We start from the raw sequence: 19,109 nt of genomic DNA, 5'->3' as shown, positions 1-19,109 counted from the left end.
TGCCTGCGTCCTCACGCATTGGCCCCGCATGCTCGCTCGATGTCGAGCAGGTCCTGGACGTTGTTCTCCCTGATGCAGGTGAGGAACCGTCGACGGGCGATGACCCGGCTGATCCGATGGATCGGTGAGCCACCGGTCAAGGTGTAGGTGAGCTGGAGGTCGGTGGTGCCAGCCGCGGCACCGGGAACCAGCCGGTACTCGGTCACACTGTGCCCGCCCGCGAAGCACTCGACGACGTAGCGGAACGGGGGCCGGCAGTCGGTCACGCGGAGTTCCACGGTGACGGGCCAGCCGTACGGCCTGCGGGTCTCCCGCCACCTCGTGCCCGTTCCGAACGCCTGGCTGTGGAGCAGCTCAGTCGCGTCGACCTTGGTCAGCAGCGCCGGATACCGCGCGACGTCGGCGAGGCACCGCCACACCTTCTCCGGCGGTGCGGAGATCGTGTGGCTGAAGGTCATCGGCTGCAATGTCTGTCCTCTGCTGGGCGTACGGTCTCGGTCCGGTGTCGTGTTGAATCCGGGCCATGTCGCCGGCCCTCGGACCCGCCTTCACGATCCCCGGCTATACCACCATGTCCCCGCCCGGCTACGACGTCGAGTGCGACGCGACCGTCCATGCGGCAGACGGCGTGGTCGGATACCCCGCCTTCTGGTTGCACTTCCTGTCCGGACCGCTCGGCGCCCACCGGGAGTCGGAGGCCGCCTTCGGAGTGCAGGCCGCCGACTACGACGCGATGTGTGACGTCCTCAACGACCCGGAGCGCTGGCCGGCGGTCTCGGTGCGGCTCGACGGAGAGGTGTGGCTTCGGATCGTCTACCGCAACCTGGAGGACGAGGCGGGACTCGACTTCGTGGAGGATCGGCCGGGGCGGCCGGCGAAGGTTGTCGCCTCGGTCGAGGGCCACGGGTTCACGTCCGCGATGACCTGGGCGGAACTGCTCGCCGCGGCGGCACTGCCGGACGAGCGGCTGACCTGGGCGCAGCGGCTCATCCTGATGCTGCCGATGCTCGGTCCGCAGGAACTGCCCGAGGACGCCGGGAACGTCATGCACCGGGCGCTGGACGAGATCGGCGCGGCGAATCGGTCGGCCCTGGTAGAGGTCCTGCTCGACGCCATGGACTGGCGTACCCACTAGCTGGAACTCCGCTCTCATCGCCGAGAAACTGCCTGATGGCGCCGCGAAGACGCTGGTCCGGGTCACGAGGGTCCGGACCGGCGTCGGAGGACGGGCGACCGGCGACGAGCTCCGCCAGAACCGACCGCAGCCGCTCCCGTTCCGTTCGCAGGCCCGACCACGCCGAGTCGGGTAGCCGCAGCACGTTGGCGAGCAGGTCACCCGGGTAGTAGTCGCCCTCGGCCAACGGATCGCGGAGCAGGACCTGTACCGCGAGAGGCAGCAGCGCCGACACGCCGCTCCCCTGCCCGAGCATGATGCGCAGGTCTTCCACGGTGAACTCGGCCAGCGGCTTGCGTCGTAGCTCCGAGCAGCGCCTCACGAGAGACGTGGCCTCCCGGCCGGGGTCCGGCCAGACGTCCCGTTCCAACTGCTCGATCGTTGTCACGGCGGTCAGGCTAGCCCGCGTCCCGCGGCTGTCCTCCACTTCCCGGACCGCTTCCGGGCTTCGGCGCAACGCGTCCGGAGAATGGACGAACAACCGAAGACCCATCGGCACCCGCTGGTGGCGAGCCGGGCCGAGCACGAACCCCGCGGCCACGAACGAGATGGAAGCGCCTGCCTCATGACGAACCCCTGGCATGTCCTGACCGAGGCCGAGCGGGAGCAGTGGACGTACACGCCGGGAGCCGGCGTGGGACCTCTGCGGTTCGGAATGAGCCACGACGAGGCCGCCGAGGCGCTGCCCGGGTTCGCCGCATCGGTTTCCGTCGCACACCGCGACTTCGACCGGCCGACGAAGGCGGAGTTCCGCAACGCGGGCGTCGCTGCCCACGCCACGGCGGTCACGGCTTATTTCGGCAGGTCAGAGGGCCTGTTCTGCGTAGTCGTCGATGCGCGGTACGGCCCACAGGTGACGCTGGACGGGATCAGCCTGGTCGGACGCGTGCCGTCCCGGCTGGAGGAGCAGTTCCTGAGCTACGTGCTGGCGCGCGGCATCGCGCCGCAGTACGCCCCGGAAGGCGATCCGGCCTCCGACGACCTGGGGATCGTCATGCGCGTCCAGCGGACGGGCGACGTCGTGCTGTCCCGGCCGGTGTTCGCGGTCGTCCGCGAGCGTGCGAACACCCTGTGGGACTGCGTGCCGTACGACGAGTTGTGCGTCCACTGATCAGCCGGCACGGCCAGCCGCGACCGCGTCGGTGGCGGGCACTGCCGGATCCGGTCGCCTCGCGAGGACGATCACGCCGATCAGAAGGAGCACCAGCCAGAACGGCACCAGCACCGGAGCGAGCCCGCGCCAGACGGGCCACACCGGCTCGGCGAGCCGGTGCACGGCCAGGTCCGCCCAGGTGACGACGGCTGCCGGGAACAGGCCGACGGTCACCAGCGTGCCGACCACCAGGGGTACCGGCCGGCGACTCCGCGCCGCCGCCCAGAACAGCGCCGCACCGGCGGCGACGCCGAGCAGGGTGCCGGTGATGGTGGCGATGCGGAACCCTCCGGGAGCGCTCTGCGTGATGCTCAGCCTCGACCCGTATGCCGGATGCGTGAGGGTGACCGTCATACCGTCTCGCTCGGCCCGCCAGCCGTCGCACGATGCTCCCGGCACCCGACGGAGTTCCCGCCACCCGCCCGTCTCGGCGGCACCCCGCATCCGCTCCGACAACGTGCAGTCGGGGCCGTCGCCGTACTGGAACTCGGCCCGGTTACCGCCGAGGTCGTCGGCGGCCAGGAAGACGCCGTACCGGTAGCCGCGCACGGTCGTCGAGCCGCTCGGCTCGACACCGGGGAGCAGTTCGCCGGCCGCGCTCCGAGCTGCCTCAGGGCTCAGCGATAGGGCGCCCCGGCCGCCGTACCAGGACCCGACGGCCAGGCCGGCCGTGCCGAACAGCAGCGCGCCGAGCAGCGCCATCGCGACGTACCCCAGCCGACGCCCCACCGGCCCACCCCCTGTCGCCGTGCGGCACAGCGTAGGCGTCGCACGCCACACGCGGCGCCCCGCAGCGGAGGCGATCTCGGCGCTCAGTCGGAGAAGCGGGCCGATGGCCTAGTAGTGGTCCTCGATCGGCCGCCGCGCCTCGTCGAACAGCGCCGGCCCGTCGTACCGCACCGGACGCGGCGCGGGCGTCGCGGGCTTGACCTGCTCGAACTGCTCGGTGGACAACGCGTACACGACCCGGCCGAGGCCTGATGCGTTGATCGCCACAGTGCACATCGGGCAGGGCTGGCAGCTGGTGTACATGGTGGTCGCGACCGCCGCCTCGGGGGCGAGCTGCCGGGCGGCCCAGCGGGCCAGTTTCAGCTCCGGGTGCGCGGTGACGTCCCGGTCGGAGACCACCGTGTTGTGGTCCTCGATCAGGACCGTGCCGTCCGCGCCGACGAGCAGCGACGCGAACGGCCGCTCGCCGGACGCGCCCGCCCGGTCGGCGAGTTCCACGGCGCGGCGCAGGAACGCTTCGTCGTCGGGTGTCATCGACCCTCCAGGTGTCGGTGGTACCGAGCCGAGGCCGTCAGTCGGCGGCGATCTGCTCGACGGATCGGGCGGCCACGGCAAGCAGGGCCGGGTCACCGCTGCGGGCGTACGCATCGCTCAGGGTGTCGACGAATTTGATCGCGTGCGCGTCCCCGGTGTCCAGCGCCCGCGCCATGGCCTCGTCGAGTTCCGGCCCGGCGGCCGGCGGGAGGGACCGGGCCTCGGCCGGGGCGTAGGCGGCGGTGACGGCGGCGGTCGCCGCCCAGGCGGCGGCCAGGCTCGGCTGCCACAGCGCCGGCGGCAGCGCGCGCAGGGTACGCAGGACGGCGTTCGGCGCGGTGGCGGCGTGCACGAGCATGACCGAGGCGGCGTACCCGTGCGTGCCGTGCCGGAGCACCGCGGCGTCGACGACGGCGGCGAGCCGGGCGGGCACGTCGGCGGCGGCGTCGCCTGGTACGGCGGCCGCGACGGCCGGCCACCGGTCCAGGTCGGCGAGCTGCGCCAGGCGGGACCGGATGCCGAACCGCTGATCGGGTACGCGGGGCACGGCGTCGAGCGCGGATCGGGCGTCGGTTGCTGGGTACGCCCCGGTGCCGGGCGGGGCGAGCGGCTGCCAGCGGGCGGCCCAGTAGGCGAGCCCCTGGCCGAGTTCGGTCACCCGTGGTCCGGTCTCGGCGTCGAGCAGCGCGCGGACGGCGTGGCCGACCCGGATGACACCGTGCGTGGCGCCGGCGGCGATGCCCGGCAGCAGGCGCGGCCACCAGCGGGTCAGCACGTCGCGCCACGGCTCGCCGGCCAGCTCGCGGTCGAAGAGGTCGAGCCAGTCGCCGGTGCGCACCGGGTCGCCGAGCGGGTCGCGCCACTCGTCGGCGGCGATGCGCCGGATGCCACGCGGGCGTTCCTCCAGCCGGTCGGCGTACGCGTCGATCCAGCGGTGCACCGCCTGCCCGTGGCCGTGGCGCACCAGGGCCTCCGCCGCCATCGGCACGTGGCTGGACAGCCACCCGTCGCGCTCGGGACCGGTGTGGCGTACGCGCTCGTACGCCTCGTCGAGTACGGAGTTCAGCACGCCGGCAAGCGTCCGACCTGAAGTGCGGTTCAGGTCAAGCGGCGGCGGATCCGCGCCATGTCCTCCTCGGGCAGCGCGTCGGCGACCAGCAGGCGGGGCAGCAGTTCCGTCTCCAGCGTGACGGCCCGGAACACCAGCGCCACCGTCACGTCGTGGCCGGGCCGGTGCACCACCTCGACCGGGTCTCCGGCCCCGACGCTGCCCGGCGTGACCACCCGCAGGTACGCACCGGGCCGTACCTCCTCGGTGAACCGCTTGATCCAGCCGCGTTCGCCCAGCCATCCCTGGAACGTGCCGCAGGGGATGCGCGGGCAGGAGACCTCCAGCACCAGGTCCGGGCCGATCCGCCACCGCTCGCCGATCAGCGCGCCGTTGACGTCCAGCCCGCTGGTGGTCAGGTTCTCGCCGAAGCAGCCGTCGGCGAGCGGGCGGCCCAGCTCGGCCTCCCAGTGGTCGAGGTCCTCCCGCGCGTACGCGTAGACCGCCTGGTCGGTGCCGCCGTGGTGGGCCACGTCGTAGACCCGGTCGCCGGCGAGCCCGACCGCGCCGGTGCCCTTGGGGCCGGGCGCGGTGACGGCGACCCGGCCGTCCACGGGCCGCTTGTCGATGCCGGTGGCCCCGATGCCCTTCCACGGGTTCGGTTGCGGTCGGCCCACGTTGACGGAGATCACCCTCATGACGGCGACGGTATGCGGCGCAGGGCCGGACGGGCCAGTCCATTCCCCCGGGCCGGGTGAACAGCGAGGCGGCGCGGCCTGCGTACGATGCGGGCCGGACATCCTCGTCGGGTGGTGGAGGTAGCCGCGGATGGCAGGCCAGCAGGACGGTTTCGCCCTCGGCGTGGACCTCGGCACCTCGAACACGGTGGCGGTGCTGCGCTGGCCGGACGGGCGGACCCGGCCGGTGCTCGTCGACGGCCACCCGATCCTGCCGTCCGGCGTGTACGCCGACGCGGACGGTCATCTGCACGTCGGGCGGGACGCGCAGCGCCTGGCCCAGGCCGACCCGGCCGCCTACGAGCCGAACCCGAAGCGCCGGGTCGACGACGAGACGGTGGAGCTGGGCGGGCGGGCGTACCGGCCGGCGGAGCTGCTGGCCGCGACGCTGCGCGCGGTCGCGGACGCGGCGGTGGCGGCGGTCGGGATGCTGCCCCCGGCGGTGGTCACCCATCCGGCGGCCTGGACGCCGGCCCGCCGTCAGGTGCTGCACGACGCGCTGGAACTCGCAGGCTGGCCGGCCGCGGCCGAGCACACGCTCGCCGGGCCGATCGCGCCGGGCACCCGCCTGCTGCGCGAGCCGGTGGCAGCCGCGCGCTACTTCACGCAGGTGCTGCGCCGGCCGGTGCCGGTGGGCGGTGCGGTGGCGGTGTTCGACTTCGGCGGCGGGACGCTCGACGTGGCGGTGCTGCGCAACGAGGGCGCCGACCCGTGGGGCGACTCCGGTTTCCAACTGGTCGCCACCGGCGGGATCCCCGACCTCGGCGGCCTCGACCTGGACGCGGCCCTGCTCGGACGGCTCGGCGAGCTGGTCGGCCCGGCCCACCCGCGCGAGTGGGCCCGGCTGACCGACCCGACGACCACCGCCGAGCGGCGGGACCGCCAGCAGTTGTGGGACAACGTGCGCGGCGCGAAGGAGATGCTGTCCCGGGCCATGGTGGCGCCGGTCGCCGTACCGGGGGTGGAGGCGGCGGTGCCGCTGACCCGCGAGGACTTCGAACGCCTGGCCGCGCCGCTGCTGGCCCGGGCGGTGACGGAGACCCGGGAGGTGACCGCCGCCGCCGGGCTGCGCCCGGAGCAGCTCTCCGGCCTGTTCCTGGTCGGCGGGTCGACCCGGGTGCCGCTGGTGGCCCGGCTGCTGCACGCCGAGCTGGGCATCGCGCCGACGGTGCTGGAACAGCCGGAGATGCCCGTCGCGGAGGGCGCGCTCACCGACCTGCCGCTGCCCCGGCGGCCCGGCCGTCCCGCCGTGCCGGTCCAGGTCGCGTCGGCACCATCCGCGCCGACGCAGCCCGAACCGACAGGGCCCGCGCCGGCCGAGACCGACGCCGGCACGGCGAGCGCCGCCACGGTCCCCGCCGGTGCGACGAGGACGAACCCGGCCGCGCCCCTCGGCGGAGCGGACACGGCGCCCGCCGGACCGCACGGCACGCTGGTCGCCGACGGTCCCGTCCCACCGACGTCCCCCACGAGGTACGACGGCACGCCGCTCGCCGGGGGCCCGGTCCCGCATCCGAGGTACGACGGCGCTCCGGGCGCCCCCGGTTTCGTACCGCCGGGGGCAGCACCCGCCGGACACCACGCCGGACCCGGCGTACCCGGGATGCCGCCGCCCCCGCCCGGCGGAGGATGGCAGCCCGGCGTACCCGGGACGCCCTTCTCCCCCGCGCCGAACGGCGTCCGGACCGGCGGCGGCCGGCCCCGGCGCGGCCGGTGGATCGCGCTCGGCGCGGGTCTCGTGGTCGTCGCCGTGTCGGCGGCGGTGCTGCTCTGGGTGTTCCGGGACCGGCACCCGGCGCTCGACTTCCACACCGCGGAGCTGGTGAAGACGGTGGCCGCCGGTGACAACCGGCCGGACCAGATGTTCACCGCGACGCTCGGTGACCGCGCCTACCTGGCCCGGTCGCTGCCCGACGGCCACCTCCAGATGACAGCCGTCGAGGCGGGCACCGGCAAGACGGTCTGGGAGAAGCGGACCGACGCGGCCACGCAGCGGTGGGCGGCGATCCGGGCGCTGCCCGACGGGCTGCTCGTCCTCGGCGACGCCACCGGCAGCGGCACCCCGCGCGTGCTCGCGGTGCTCGACGGCGATTCCGGCAAGCAGCGCTGGCGGACCGACGTGGGCCGCGACGACGCGCTGTTCTTCGGGCCCGACACGGTGGTCCGGGTGGACCGCGACGGCGAGCGCCTCGTCGGGCTGCGGCTGGACGACGGCAGGCAGCGGTGGGAGCGGCGCAACCCGCGCACCGAGTACGGCGACGCGCGCACGAAGGTGCTGCCGGTCGGCACCGGAGCGGCACTGGACGGGCCCGGGGACGCCGAGGGCTCGCCGCTCGCCCCGTGGGCGGGGAAGGCGGACCGGCTGGTACAGGTCGGCGCGGACCGCTCGGTCCGGATCCTGGACCTGCGCAGCGGGAAGATCCTCAAGGAGCGGGGCAACGTGGCCGCTCTCGACGATCCGATGGCCGCCCGCGACGACCGGCTGTACGTGGCGGAGAACGAGCGCGGCCTGCGGCTGCTCGCCTACGACCTGGGCAGCCTCGGCACGCCCGGCGTGCTGTACGAGGCGCCGGAACAGGGCGGCCGGGTGAAGGACCTGGTCACCTGCGGGGAACGTCGCGTGTGCCTGCTGGAGACGCCCAGCAGCGGCGCCGACGGCACCCGGGTGGTGGCGGCGACCGAGGGCGAGGGCACCCGGCAGTGGCCGGCGCCGCGCGCCGAGTCGCTGGTGCCGGTCGGTGAGCACGTGCTGGCCGGGCAGGGCTCAGCGGACGCGGTGACGCTGTTCGCGCCGGACGGCACCGCGGTGCTGCGCGACCGGGACGGCGTCGCGGTCCGGCTGGACGCCGGCAACCTGCTGATCTTCTCCGAGGCACCCAGCGCGTACGAGGACGACCGGGTCCTCGCCGGCACGGCGGTGGACGGAAAGCCGGTCGAGATGGGGCAGCTCAAGCAGATCCGCAGCGAGTCCTGCTCCTGGAACACCGAGATGCTGGTGTGCGGCGCGGACAAGGAGTTCCGGTTGTACCGGTTCGCCGGCTGACCGGAAGTGAGCTTGACAGCGATCGATGCCTCGGCTGGTGTGAACGGCAGAGAGATCGACGTTCGTCAGGAGGCCCCGTGTTCGTCCGACGACGGTGGACCGCACTCGCCACCACCAGCATCCTGATCGCCGCGGCACTGGCCCATCCCGGGCCGGGCGCCGCCGCACCGCCCTCCCCCGCGATCACCCTCGCCCCCACCGAGACCGCGCTGGTCCGCGTGCAGCTCGCCGACCGGGCCCAACTCGACCGCCTGGTGGCCGGCGGCGCCGACCTGGCCAACCGCCCCCGTTCCCGCGACGGCGTGTTGATCACCGACCTGGTCCTCACCGGCCGGCAGCTCGCCGACCTCACCCGGCAGGGGGCCACCGCCGTGCAGGTGGTGCAGCGCGCCGACGACGGCACCCGGCGGATCGCCGAGAGCCGCCGCGCCGCGCAGGACCGCACCCGCGCCGGACTGCGGACGAGCGGCGCCACCGCTGTCGACACGCTCCAGTTCCTCCAGGCGTACTGGTGGACCACCGGCGGCCGGACGTTCCTCCAGGCCCAGGTCGCCACCACTGCCACCGACGACCCGGACGTGGAGATCACGGTGAACTGGCGGGCCGCCGACGGCGCCAGCGGTTCGTTCCCGCTGTACCGCTTCGAGGACTCGGGCGAGTACCAGTACCACTACGCGCTGCCGCAGCCGGTGCCGAGCCGGCCGGTGCAGCTCACCGCCACCTCCACGCTGGGCGGCACGAGCCGGCCGGTGACCCCGTCGCTGTGGCCGAACGCGACCCCGCCGCCGCAGCCCGCCGGCTACCAGAAGGACTTCATCGACGCGTACCTGACGCCGGTCGACATCAAGGCGCGCATTGCCCGGCTCGGCCGCCAGTACCGCGACCTGGTCGACGTTATCGACCTGCCGAACAAGACCCAGGGCTACCGCCGGACCGCCGCCGCCTACCTGGGCGACCCGGCGGCCGCCGCCGTCGTGGTGGAGTCGGTCCGCTTCGGCGACCAGGGCTTCAACGGCGTGCAGGTACGCACCGTCGACCCGGGCCGGCCGAACCGGCCGCTGAGCATGCGCTACCGGGACCGGGTGCTCACCATCTCGCTGGCCACCGACCGCGCGGGCAAGGTGACCAGCACCACCGACGACGTCGCCGCCCTGATCAACGCGCCACGCGGCGCCCGCTTCCGGGCCACCGTGGAGGACGGCTCGGCCGGGCTGCCGATGCCGGTCACCGGGCCGGTACGCCTCGACGACGGGCTGCAGGGCACCGAGGTGCCGGCCGGGCCGTGGACGGTGCAGGCGCTGCGCATCGGCAAGCACCGCGACGGCTCCCGAATCGGCGTGCTGGCGTACTCGCAGGAGCACGCCCGCGAGTGGGCCACCCCGCTCGTCACGCTGGAGTTCGCCGAGCGGCTGCTGGCGAACGCCCGTACCGACGCGGCGACTCGCAAGCTGCTGGAGCAGGTGGACGTGTTCGTCATCCCGACGGTGAACCCGGACGGCGCGAACTACTCGTTCCACGACTACAACTTCCAGCGCAAGAACCTGGTCAACCACTGCACCGGCGCAGCCCGCGACCCGAAGTACCGCACCATGTGGGGCGTCGACGTCAACCGCAACTACACGGTCGGATCCCTGTTCGACGGGTACGTGGGCGCCAGCACGAACTGCCTGTCCGGCAACTACGCGGGCACGGCGGAGCTGTCCGAGCCGGAGAGCCGCAACGTGATCGACCTGGCCAAGGCCCACCCGAACATCAGGTTCGCGATGAACGTGCACTCGTACGGCGGCTACTTCATGTGGCCGCCGGGGGCGTACAAGGCCGACGGGCGAGTGACGCTGCCGCGCCCGTCGATCGACGAGTCGACGCTGTTCCTGGCCAGCGCCCGGCGCATCGTCGGCGCGATCGCGACCGAGCGCGGCACCGTCACCTGGCCGTCGCAGACCGGCCCGGTCGCCGACGTGCTCTACTCGGCGGCCGGCAACTCGGCCGACCAGCTCTACTACGAGCTGGGCATCTTCGCCTGGGACTTCGAGGTCGGAAACGACAGGTGGAACGAGGCCACCGGCCAGTGGGAGGGCGTCGGTTTCCAGCCGCCGTTCGACGAGGCGCACGCCGAGGCGCAGGAGTACGCCGGCGGCCTGGTGGAACTGGTCCGGGTCGCCCGCGACTACGCCGCCGCCAACCGGCGCTGACCGCAAGCGGTCCCCGGCCGGTGGAGTCCGGCCGGGGACCGTCCGGCGTCGTGTCGGCCCGGCCGCGTCACTTCGGGGTGCCGAGATCGCGGAAGACGGTGAGCGCGCCCGGGTCGTCGATGGTCGCCGGGACCGGCTCGTCGCGCCCCTCGACCAGGCCCCGCATGGTGCGCCGCAGGATCTTCCCGGAGCGGGTCTTCGGCAGCGCCGGCACCACAGTCACCCGGCGGAACGCCGCCACCGGGCCGATCCGCTGCCGCACCAGCGCGACCAGCTCGGCGGCGAGCGCGTCCGGGTCCACGTCGGCACCCGCCTTGAGCACCACGTACCCGCTGGGCACCTGCCCCTTGAGCGCGTCCGCCACGCCGATCACCGCGCACTCGGCCACCGCCGGGTGCGTCGCCAGGACCTCCTCCATCGCGCCGGTGGACAGGCGGTGCCCGGCCACGTTGATGACGTCGTCGGTGCGGCCCATCACGTAGAGGTAGCCGTCCTCGTCGAACCGGCCGCCGTCGCCGGTCAGGTAGTGACCGGGGAACGTGGACAGGTAGGAACGGACGAACCGCTCGTCGTCGCCCCAGAGCGTCGGCAGGCAACCGGGCGGCAGCGGCAGCCGGATCACGATCGAACCGTCCGTGCCGGGCGGCACGTCCCGGCCCGCGCCGTCGACCACGCGCACGTCGTAGCCGGGCACCGGCACCGACGGCGAGCCCGGCTTGATCGGCAGCGGCTCCAGGCCGCGCGGGTTGGCCGCCACCGGCCAGCCGGTCTCCGTCTGCCACCAGTTGTCGACCACGGGTACGCCGAGCCGCTGTCCCGCCCAGGCCCAGGTGTCCGGGTCCAGCCGCTCACCGGCGAGGAAGAGGGTACGCAGCGCGCTCAGGTCGTACCGGCCGATGTGCTCGCCGTCCGGGTCCTGGCGGCGGATCGCCCGGATCGCGGTGGGCGCGGTGAACAACGCGGTCACCCGGTGCTCGGCGGCGACCCGCCAGAACGCCCCGGCGTCGGGGGTGCCGACCGGCTTGCCCTCGTAGAGCACGGTGGTCGCGCCGGTGAGCAGCGGCGCGTACACGATGTAGGAGTGGCCGACCACCCAGCCCACGTCGGACGCGGCCCAGAAGACGTCGCCCGGCTCGATGCCGTAGACGTTGCGCATCGACCAGCGCAACGCCACCGCGTGCCCGCCGTTGTCCCGCACCACGCCCTTGGGCCGGCCGGTGGTGCCGGAGGTGTAGAGGACGTAGAGCGGGTCGGTGGCGGCCACCGGCTCGCACGGCGCCGGTTCCGCGTCCGCCATCACCTCGGCCCAGGTCAGGTCGCGGCCGGGCACCAGCGGGGCCGGTTCCTGCGGGCGCTGCACCACGACGCAGCGCTCCGGCGCGTGCGCGGCCTCGTCCAGCGCGGCGGCCAGGATCGGGTGGTACGGCACCACCCGGTCGGCCTCGATGCCGCAGGAGGTCGCCACCACCACCTTCGGCCGCGCGTCGTCGATCCGGACGGCCAGCTCGTGCGCGGCGAACCCGCCGAAGACCACCGAGTGCACCGCGCCGATCCGGGCGCAGGCCAGCATGGCGACCACCGCCTCCGGGACCATCGCCAGGTAGAGCAGCACCCGGTCGCCCCGGCCGACGCCGAGCCGGCGCAGCGCACCGGCGAACCGGGCGGTCTCGTCGAGCAGCTCGGCGTAGGTGAGCGTCCGGACCGTGCCGGTGACCGGGCTGTCGTGGATCAGCGCGGGCTGGTCACCACGGCCTGCGGCGACGTGCCGGTCGAGCGCGTTGTGGCAGGTGTTCAGCACCCCGTCGGGGAACCAGCGGTACAGCGGCGCCGCCGTCTCGTCGAGGATGCGCTCCGGCGGGATGACCCAGTCGATGTCGGCCGCCGCGTCCCGCCAGAAGCCGGCCGGGTCGGCGATGCTCCGCTCGTACGCTGATCGATACGCGCCCATGCCGCCATGCTGCTCCGCGGCGCCGGACCGGCACGACGGCCGGGCGGGGTCGGTGCGCCGGAAGCACGCCCCGGCTCGCTGAACGGCCACTCACGGCGGTGGGTGGTACCGCCCTCGGCTGTTTTTGTCGGCCCCGGCCGGGGTAGGGCGGGCACATGGAGACGAACACGAAGGCGTACCTGGTGGGCGGTCCCCGCGACGGCAGCAGCCAGGACGCGGACGGCAAGGCCCTGGTGGAGATCGAGATCGACGGCATGATCCACCGCTACATCCGGACCACGAAGCAGCACGGCGACGACGGCGTGGTCTACAACTACGACGGCATGGTGGCCCCGGGCGGCGGTGAGCCCGGCGTCGAGGACCCGGCGGCCCGGGTCGCGTCGCCGAAGGCCGACGAGCAACGGTGACCGCTCAGCCCAACGGGCGACGGATGAAGCCCGCCGGGCGGGGTAAGGCAGCACGGTCCTGGTGGAGCGACGACCGGCGTCGCGGCGTACCGCGGCCGGGCGCGGGCGGGCGGCACGGATGCCGCCCGCCCGCGCGTCCCGCGAACCACCCCGGCAAACCGAGTTTGATCAATGACGGGCATCGACTAGCGTGCCCAGACGTGAAAACCAACCGGATCATCCCGATCCTTCTGACCTGCGCCGTGCTGGGCCTCGCCGCGTGCGCCGACGAGAAGCCCTCGACCACGGCCGGGCCGGCGACCACGTCGGCCTCCGCGGCCCCCTCCACGGCGGCGCCCTCGCCGTCGGCGGCCGCCATGAGCGACAAGGACCTCTGCACCGCCGCGGAGAAGATCAACAAGGACATGCGGACGAAGCTCATGGCCGTCGTGCAGGGGGGCGGCGACCTGACGAAGCAGACCGGCGCGATCCTGACCGAACTCGGCGACCGGGTCACCACGCTGGCCGGGACCGCCGGTGACGGCAAGGCGGCCACCGCGCTGAAGGAGTTCGGCGCGGAGGCCGGCAAGGCCGGCTCGGCCGCCGACCCGGGCACCGCCGCCGACAACCCCGCCATGGAGAAGGCCAGCAAGGACATCAACGCCGCCTGCAAGGCGGCCGGCGCGCCGACCACCTTCTGACGCCGACGCCCCGGGTCGTCCGTCCGGCGCCTACCGGACGGACGACCGGTCGGCTCAGTTGCCGGTCACCCAGTTCCAGGCGGAGACCACCCACTCGGTCTGCTGGAGGTATGCCACACCCACGCCGACCAGGAACAACGCGGTCACCAGGTGGGCGCCCTTGGCGCTGCGGCGCACCCGGCCGAGCTGCCGCTCCAGGATCAACCGGCCGAGCAGCCGGGCCAGCGCGAACAGGCCGACTGCGGTGAGCAGGCTGAGCACGAACGTGAGCAGCGGGGCGACCAGGTTGCCCCGGCCGGAGATCGCCCAGATGCCCCAGCACACGAACGCGAACAGGGCGCCGGCCGCGCTCAACTCCCCGCCCTTGCGCGCCTGGGCCAGGTGCCAGCTCATCGGCCGGCGCGGCGCCGGCTCGGCGGCCCACTCGCCGTGCTGCTCGACGGTCGGGAACTGCTCGGTGCGGGGCGTACGCGACGCGCGCGGCTGACCGACCGCCGCCACCCCGCGCTGGAACGCGTCCCGCTGCGGGGGCACCACCCCCGGCTGCGGGGGCACCTCCACGGTGCGCTCGGCCCACGGCTGTGTCTGGTCCGCCATCCTCGTCCTCCCCCTCGGCCGATCCCGGCCTCGCTTCCGAGGGTAGCCAGCCCGCAAATAGGGTGCCGACCCCCATCGCGGTGCGATACACACGTGCCGTGACTGACGTGCTGGTATCCCGAGCTGAGGACTTCGACGACATCGCGGCGCTGCTGGCGCTGGCCTTCCACGGCGATCTCGACCCCGACGTGCAGGCGCTCGAACGCCCGATCTTCGAGCCGGACCGGTCGTTGCTCGTCCGCGACGGCGGCACGATCGTGGCGAACGCCGCCGCGTTCAGCCGCGAGCTCGCGGTACCCGGCGCGAACGTGCCGGCCGCGCACGTGACGATGGTCGCGGTCGCGCCGACGCACCGGCGGCGCGGCCTGCTCACCACGCTGATGCACCGCCAGCTGCGCGACGTCCGCGACGCCGGCCGGGAACCGGTCGCGGTGCTCTGGGCCAGCGAGGGGCGCATCTACCCCCGGTTCGGGTACGGGTCGGCGGCCCCGCGCTACGTGCTGTCCGTGGACACCACCGGGCTGCGCCTGCCCGACCCGGCACCCACCGAGGGCAGGCTGCGCCTGGACCGTCCGGACGCGCACCGGGACGAGCTGGCCCGGTTGTACGAGCGGGTCCGCGCCGGGCGTCCCGGCTGGTCCCGGCGCGACGAGCGCTGGTGGTCGTACGTGCTGGCGGACCTCAAGGCGCACCGGGGCGGGGCCACCGAACGCCGGGTGCTGCTGCACGAGGGCGCCGACGGCCTCGACGGGTACGCCCTCTACCGGACCAAGGACGGCTCGACGGCCGTCGGGCCGCAGGCCGAGGTGCACGTCGGCGAGGTGGTGGCGGCGACGCCGGAGGCGTACACGGCGCTGTGGCGGTTGCTGCTCTCGGTCGACCTGACCCGGCGGCTGTCGTTCCCGATCGCGGCCCTGGACGAGCCGCTGCTGCGGCTGGTGGACGAGCCCCGACAGCTCTCCCCGCAGCTCTCCGACGCGCTCTGGGTACGGGTGGTGGACGTGCCGGCCGCGCTCGCCGCCCGCCGCTACGCCACCGACGTCGACGTGGTGATCGAGGTCACCGACGACCTGCTGAAGGAGAACGCCGGCCGCTGGCGGCTGGTCGGCGGACTCGACGGCGCCCAGTGCACGCCCACCACGGCCCCGGCCGGGCTGGCGTGTGACGTACGCGCCCTCGGTGAGCTGTACCTCGGCGGCGTGAACCTGTCGGCGCTGGCCGCCGCCGGCCGCGTCCGGGAGCTGATCCCGCACACCCTGGCCACCGTCACCCCGGCCTTCACCTGGCACCGCGCCCCCTCCCCCATGGAGGTCTTCTGACCGTCCGCTGCTCGGCGCGCGGGTGGGTGCGGGACGGTACGGTCGGGGGATGGGTGAGGCGGAGCGACGGCGACGGCGGCTGCGGCATCACGGCGACACCGGCACCCCGGCCGACGCCGAGAGTGCCGGCGCCGACGGGAGCACCGCGAGCACCACGCCCGTACACGACGACGTGGCGCCCCGATCCGCGCGCGGCGGCCGGCCGGGCGAGCCGGAGCCCCGTGGGCGGCGCGGCTCCGCGCCCGCCGAGGAGGGCGAGCGCGGGCTGCGCGGGCTCGTCGGCTCCGGCTCGTCGCAGGTGAGCGTGACGGCCGCGCTGCGGGCACGGGACGCGGCCCGTCCCACCGAGGACGACCTCGCCGAGGCCGAACAGCGGGTGGTGCTCATCCGCCGCAACTGGGTGCCGCGCGAGGAACTGCCCCGCAACGGGCGGTGAGCCCGCGCGGGTCCGCTCAGGCGGGCAGCTCGGGCAGGCGGCGGCTCTGCTCGTAGGCGGCCACCTGATCGATGCGCCGGCTGTGCCGGGGGTTGCCGGAGAACGGCGTGGTGAGGAACGCCTCGACGAGCGCGGTCGCCTCGTCCAGCGTGTGCTGCCGGGCACCGATCGCGACGATGTTGGCGTCGTTGTGCTCGCGGGCGAGCTGCGCGGTGTCGACGTTCCAGGCGAGCGCCGCCCGGACGCCCGCGACCTTGTTCGAGGCGATCTGCTCGCCGTTGCCGGAGCCGCCGATCACCACGCCGAGACTGCCCGGGTCACCGACCACCCGGTCGCCGGTGTGCAGGCAGAACGCCGGGTAGTCGTCGTCCGGGTCGAAGACGTGCGGTCCCACGTCCACCACCTCGTAGCCCTGCTTGGCCAGGTGGTTGGCGAGGTGCACCTTCAACTCGAAACCGGCGTGGTCGGATCCCAGGTAGACGCGCATACCGCGCAGTCTGACAGGCCCGCCTCCGGACCGGCGCGCGGGCGGCGACCCGGAGGCGGATTCGTCACACGGTCAGTGCGGCAGCTCGGCCACCACCAGGCCGGCCCGCGCCTTCGGGGTGAACCAGGTGCTCTTGCGCGGCATCTTCTCCCGGGCCAGGTTCACCGCGACGAAGTCGTCCACGGTCACCGGCGCGACGAGCACCGCCAGCTCGGCCCGGCCGGCGTCGACCTCACCGACGAGCCAGCTCGCCGGGTAGTCGCCACCCACGTACGTGATCCGCTTGTCGCCCGGGTCGAGGCCCAGCGCGTCGCGCAGCAGCAGGCGCTCGACGAGCGCGTGGTCGAGGTTCTCCAGCCGGCCGGCGCCGACGTGCGGCAGCGTCACCGCGTACCCCCGGCCGCCGAGGTAGAGGTGCACCACGCCGCCGGTCGCCGGCACGTCCACCGGGCCGTCCACCGAGGTGACCTCCGCGCCCGCGGCGCGCAGCCGGTCGAGCAGCTCGTCCGGCGTGGTGGTCAGCTCGCTGACCAGCCGGTTGTAGGGCTGGATGGCGACCGACGCGGGCGTGGTGACCACCGCCAGGAAGCGCGGGAAACCGCCGGTCTGCGCGGCCAGGCTGCGGTGGTTGCCGTCCGCGACCACCAGCTCCCCGCCGCCGGCGAGCGCGGTCAGCTCGTCCTGCGCCGGACCCGGGCCGAGCAGCCAGATCGCGTGCGTGCGACCGGACTGGTCGACGTCGGTCGCGGCGGGCGCGCCGGCCGCGTCGGTCGCCGCCGCGAGCGCGGCGTGCAGCTCGTCGCCCTTGCCGGTCTGGAGCAGGAGTACGGGCGAGAGCAGGTGACCGAGCGCCTCGGCCAGCGCGACGCGCTCACGCACCTTGGCGATGAACACGTCCTCGTTGCGGATCACCAGACCCGGCTCGTCGGCGCGGGTGGAGATCTGGTCGGTGTCGACCATCGCCCACAGCCCGTACGCGCTCTCCTCACCCGGCGCGCTGATCCGGTAGAGCACCACCACCTGCTCGGCCGGCGTGTAGCTGCCGTCCGCCTTCGCCTCGCCCAGGCGCGCCACCGCGTCCGGCAGCGCGTCGAGGAAGGACTTCCCGAGGCTGCCGGGCGCCCGGTGGGGCATCTCGATGCCCAGGGCGCTGTGCGGATTCGCCTCGACGATTGCGGTGATCTCCGCGTCGTCGGCGAACTCGTCGTAGTTCTGCGCGCCGGTGCCGCCAGTGGTGATCCAGGCCCGGGCGATCGGATGCACGACCGTCATGTCCGCTGACGCTACCCGGGCCCCGATCGCCGCCGCCGCCGGACTCACCCGCTTACCACCAGGTGAAAGGAAGGGCCCCTTGTTAACGCCTCCGGTAGAGGAAGGGTCCCTTCTTAACGCCGGGGAGGGCAGCTCAGGCGGTGGGGTTGCGGTGCCGGCCCGGGGCCGGGCGGCGCCCCGGCGGGCCGGGGCGGGAGCCGGCGTTGAGGCGTACCGTCGTCGCACCGGCGGCGGCCGGGTGGGCGGCGGCGCCGGGCCGCGACGGCGCGCGGCCGGGCCGGACGGTCTCGCCCGGCGGTGTCATCCGCGACGTGGCCACCACCCGGGCCACGCCGACCACGATCGGCGGGGCCAGCAGGTCGGCCACGTCGGCCGGGCCGGCCGGCCAGTCGCTCTCGGTCACCGACCAGTACGTCGCGCCGGAGTCCTCGGTCGCCTGCTGCGGCGCGTCGTCGGACATGCGGCGGTGCTTGGCCATGGGAACGCCTCCAGGAGCTGCCGTGCTGCGGCCCCGCGGGCCGTCGGCTGGGACACCCGGTGAAACGAGCCCCGCACCGGCCCGGTGACGGGCGGTGCGGGGCTCGGGGTGCGGTGCCGGTGTCAAGAAGGGGCCCTTCCTCTACCGGAGGCGTTAAGAAGGGGCCCTTCCTTACCCCTCAGTCGAAGATGGGGCCCTGCTCCCGGGTGCGCTTCAGCTCGTAGAAGCCGGGGGTGGCGGCGACCAGCAGGACGCCGTCCCAGAGCCGGCCGGCCGCCTCGCCCTTCGGCGCCGGCGTGATCACCGGGCCGAAGAACGCGACCTGCTTGCCGTCCGGGCCGGGCGCGTGGATCACCGGGGTGCCCACGTCGGTGCCGACCGGCCGCATACCGGCTTCGTGGCTGGCCCGCAGCGCGTCGTCGTACTGGGTGGACTCGGCCGCGTCGGCGAGCGCCGGGTCCAGGCCGACGTCGATGAGCGCGCCGGCGAGCATGTCCCGGCCCAGCTCCTCCTTGCGGAGGTGGATCCGGGTGCCCATCGCGGTGTAGAGCTTCGCCAGCGTCTCGGCGCCGTGCGCCTGCTCGACGGCGATGCACACCCGCACCGGGCCCCAGCCCTTGCGCATCAGGTCCTGGTACTCCTCCGGCAGTTCACGGCCGTCGTTGAGCACGGACAGGCTCATCACGTGGAACCGGATGTCCACGTCCCGGACCTGCTCGACCTCCAGCAGCCAACGGGAGGTGATCCACGCCCACGGGCACAGCGGGTCGAACCACATGTCCGCGGTGACACGTTCGGTCACTGTGTCTTCCCTTCACGACATCGTCGCGCCGGGGACCCGGCGCGGTCACCTCCGATCCTCACCCCGTACCGCA

General features: G+C 74.1%; 20 protein-coding genes. 8 read left to right on the top strand and 12 right to left on the bottom strand.

Annotated elements, in window-relative coordinates:
* Positions 1 to 11 precede the first annotated feature (11 nt).
* Positions 12 to 458, bottom strand: a complete 447-nt coding sequence (locus O7604_RS15785) for an SRPBCC family protein (RefSeq protein WP_269704536.1) — start codon at positions 456 to 458, stop codon at positions 12 to 14.
* A gap of 65 nt (positions 459 to 523) precedes the next feature.
* Between O7604_RS15785 and O7604_RS15780 the strand changes: the two genes are divergently transcribed.
* Positions 524 to 1,135 (top strand): hypothetical protein, encoded by a 612-nt coding sequence (locus O7604_RS15780; RefSeq protein ID WP_262016289.1) that lies wholly within the window; start codon positions 524 to 526, stop codon positions 1,133 to 1,135.
* Here O7604_RS15780 and O7604_RS15775 read toward each other — a convergent pair.
* On the bottom strand, positions 1,044 to 1,667 hold the full coding sequence (locus tag O7604_RS15775) for a contact-dependent growth inhibition system immunity protein (RefSeq protein WP_269707023.1): 624 nt from the start codon (positions 1,665 to 1,667) through the stop codon (positions 1,044 to 1,046). The genes O7604_RS15780 and O7604_RS15775 overlap by 92 nt on opposite strands.
* Positions 1,668 to 1,829: 162 nt before the next feature.
* Between O7604_RS15775 and O7604_RS15770 the strand changes: the two genes are divergently transcribed.
* Positions 1,830 to 2,285: a hypothetical protein gene (locus O7604_RS15770; RefSeq protein WP_269704535.1), complete on the top strand. Its 456-nt coding sequence runs from the start codon at positions 1,830 to 1,832 to the stop codon at positions 2,283 to 2,285.
* Here O7604_RS15770 and O7604_RS15765 read toward each other — a convergent pair whose 3' ends face one another.
* From O7604_RS15765 to O7604_RS15750, 4 genes are all read right to left on the bottom strand, one after another.
* Positions 2,286 to 3,056, bottom strand: coding sequence for a hypothetical protein (locus tag O7604_RS15765; protein WP_269704534.1), 771 nt, complete (start codon positions 3,054 to 3,056; stop codon positions 2,286 to 2,288).
* Positions 3,057 to 3,164: 108 nt separating this feature from the next.
* Entirely contained in the window at positions 3,165 to 3,590 is a 426-nt protein-coding gene (locus O7604_RS15760; RefSeq protein ID WP_194803417.1) for a nucleoside deaminase, read from the bottom strand.
* Between the two features lie 37 nt (positions 3,591 to 3,627).
* Entirely contained in the window at positions 3,628 to 4,659 is a 1,032-nt protein-coding gene (locus O7604_RS15755; RefSeq protein WP_281576976.1) for a questin oxidase family protein, read from the bottom strand.
* 29 nt (positions 4,660 to 4,688) lie between these two features.
* Complete coding sequence (locus O7604_RS15750) at positions 4,689 to 5,336, bottom strand: MOSC domain-containing protein (RefSeq protein WP_281576975.1); 648 nt, start codon at positions 5,334 to 5,336, stop codon at positions 4,689 to 4,691.
* 130 nt (positions 5,337 to 5,466) lie between these two features.
* Between O7604_RS15750 and O7604_RS15745 the strand changes: the two genes are divergently transcribed.
* Both O7604_RS15745 and O7604_RS15740 read left to right on the top strand, forming a co-directional pair.
* Positions 5,467 to 8,418 (top strand): Hsp70 family protein, encoded by a 2,952-nt coding sequence (locus O7604_RS15745; RefSeq protein WP_281576974.1) that lies wholly within the window; start codon positions 5,467 to 5,469, stop codon positions 8,416 to 8,418.
* Positions 8,419 to 8,495: 77 nt separating this feature from the next.
* Positions 8,496 to 10,610: a M14 family zinc carboxypeptidase gene (locus O7604_RS15740; RefSeq protein ID WP_269704530.1), complete on the top strand. Its 2,115-nt coding sequence runs from the start codon at positions 8,496 to 8,498 to the stop codon at positions 10,608 to 10,610.
* Positions 10,611 to 10,677: 67 nt separating this feature from the next.
* Here the strand turns inward: O7604_RS15740 and O7604_RS15735 are convergent, their stop codons facing one another.
* Positions 10,678 to 12,648 (bottom strand): propionyl-CoA synthetase, encoded by a 1,971-nt coding sequence (locus O7604_RS15735; RefSeq protein ID WP_269704529.1) that lies wholly within the window; start codon positions 12,646 to 12,648, stop codon positions 10,678 to 10,680.
* Between the two features lie 65 nt (positions 12,649 to 12,713).
* On the opposite strand from O7604_RS15735, the gene O7604_RS15730 reads away from it, so the two are divergent.
* The gene (locus tag O7604_RS15730) at positions 12,714 to 12,965 is read left to right on the top strand and encodes a hypothetical protein (protein ID WP_269704528.1); all 252 of its coding nucleotides are present in this window, start codon (positions 12,714 to 12,716) and stop codon (positions 12,963 to 12,965) included.
* A gap of 200 nt (positions 12,966 to 13,165) precedes the next feature.
* Entirely contained in the window at positions 13,166 to 13,645 is a 480-nt protein-coding gene (locus O7604_RS15725; RefSeq protein WP_269704527.1) for a hypothetical protein, read from the top strand.
* A 54-nt stretch (positions 13,646 to 13,699) separates the two neighbouring features.
* Here O7604_RS15725 and O7604_RS15720 read toward each other — a convergent pair whose 3' ends face one another.
* The gene (locus O7604_RS15720) at positions 13,700 to 14,242 is read right to left on the bottom strand and encodes a hypothetical protein (protein ID WP_269704526.1); all 543 of its coding nucleotides are present in this window, start codon (positions 14,240 to 14,242) and stop codon (positions 13,700 to 13,702) included.
* A gap of 98 nt (positions 14,243 to 14,340) precedes the next feature.
* Here O7604_RS15720 and O7604_RS15715 point away from each other — a divergent pair, with 98 nt between their 5' ends.
* The gene (locus tag O7604_RS15715) at positions 14,341 to 15,561 is read left to right on the top strand and encodes a GNAT family N-acetyltransferase (protein WP_281576973.1); all 1,221 of its coding nucleotides are present in this window, start codon (positions 14,341 to 14,343) and stop codon (positions 15,559 to 15,561) included.
* A gap of 49 nt (positions 15,562 to 15,610) precedes the next feature.
* Entirely contained in the window at positions 15,611 to 15,997 is a 387-nt protein-coding gene (locus O7604_RS15710; protein WP_269704524.1) for a hypothetical protein, read from the top strand.
* Positions 15,998 to 16,013: 16 nt separating this feature from the next.
* On the opposite strand, the gene O7604_RS15705 is transcribed toward O7604_RS15710, so the two are convergent.
* From O7604_RS15705 to O7604_RS15690, 4 genes are all read right to left on the bottom strand, one after another.
* Positions 16,014 to 16,484, bottom strand: a complete 471-nt coding sequence (locus O7604_RS15705) for a ribose-5-phosphate isomerase (RefSeq protein ID WP_269704523.1) — start codon at positions 16,482 to 16,484, stop codon at positions 16,014 to 16,016.
* Between the two features lie 72 nt (positions 16,485 to 16,556).
* Complete coding sequence (locus O7604_RS15700; protein ID WP_281576972.1) at positions 16,557 to 17,756, bottom strand: DUF1015 family protein; 1,200 nt, start codon at positions 17,754 to 17,756, stop codon at positions 16,557 to 16,559.
* Positions 17,757 to 17,889: 133 nt separating this feature from the next.
* The gene (locus tag O7604_RS15695) at positions 17,890 to 18,234 is read right to left on the bottom strand and encodes a hypothetical protein (protein ID WP_281576971.1); all 345 of its coding nucleotides are present in this window, start codon (positions 18,232 to 18,234) and stop codon (positions 17,890 to 17,892) included.
* Positions 18,235 to 18,412: 178 nt separating this feature from the next.
* On the bottom strand, positions 18,413 to 19,036 hold the full coding sequence (locus O7604_RS15690) for a disulfide bond formation protein DsbA (RefSeq protein WP_269704520.1): 624 nt from the start codon (positions 19,034 to 19,036) through the stop codon (positions 18,413 to 18,415).
* Between the last annotated feature and the right edge of the window lie 73 nt (positions 19,037 to 19,109).

Origin of the sequence: Micromonospora sp. WMMA1947, from assembly GCF_027497355.1 — a bacterium.
Taxonomy (GTDB): domain Bacteria; phylum Actinomycetota; class Actinomycetes; order Mycobacteriales; family Micromonosporaceae; genus Micromonospora.
This window is presented reverse-complemented; position numbering and strand designations above follow the sequence as displayed.

Bases quoted from the DNA above. Each gene is read 5' to 3' on its own strand.
- O7604_RS15785 (WP_269704536.1), bottom strand. From the start codon at position 458: ATGACCTTCAGCCACACGATCTCCGCACCGCCGGAGAAGGTGTGGCGG.
- O7604_RS15780 (WP_262016289.1), top strand. From the start codon at position 524: ATGTCGCCGGCCCTCGGACCCGCCTTCACGATCCCCGGCTATACCACC.
- O7604_RS15775 (WP_269707023.1), bottom strand. From the start codon at position 1,667: ATGGGTCTTCGGTTGTTCGTCCATTCTCCGGACGCGTTGCGCCGAAGC.
- O7604_RS15770 (WP_269704535.1), top strand. From the start codon at position 1,830: ATGAGCCACGACGAGGCCGCCGAGGCGCTGCCCGGGTTCGCCGCATCG.
- O7604_RS15760 (WP_194803417.1), bottom strand. From the start codon at position 3,590: ATGACACCCGACGACGAAGCGTTCCTGCGCCGCGCCGTGGAACTCGCC.
- O7604_RS15750 (WP_281576975.1), bottom strand. From the start codon at position 5,336: ATGAGGGTGATCTCCGTCAACGTGGGCCGACCGCAACCGAACCCGTGG.
- O7604_RS15745 (WP_281576974.1), top strand. From the start codon at position 5,467: ATGGCAGGCCAGCAGGACGGTTTCGCCCTCGGCGTGGACCTCGGCACC.
- O7604_RS15730 (WP_269704528.1), top strand. From the start codon at position 12,714: ATGGAGACGAACACGAAGGCGTACCTGGTGGGCGGTCCCCGCGACGGC.
- O7604_RS15720 (WP_269704526.1), bottom strand. From the start codon at position 14,242: ATGGCGGACCAGACACAGCCGTGGGCCGAGCGCACCGTGGAGGTGCCC.
- O7604_RS15710 (WP_269704524.1), top strand. From the start codon at position 15,611: ATGGGTGAGGCGGAGCGACGGCGACGGCGGCTGCGGCATCACGGCGAC.
- O7604_RS15705 (WP_269704523.1), bottom strand. From the start codon at position 16,484: ATGCGCGTCTACCTGGGATCCGACCACGCCGGTTTCGAGTTGAAGGTG.
- O7604_RS15700 (WP_281576972.1), bottom strand. From the start codon at position 17,756: ATGACGGTCGTGCATCCGATCGCCCGGGCCTGGATCACCACTGGCGGC.
- O7604_RS15695 (WP_281576971.1), bottom strand. From the start codon at position 18,234: ATGGCCAAGCACCGCCGCATGTCCGACGACGCGCCGCAGCAGGCGACC.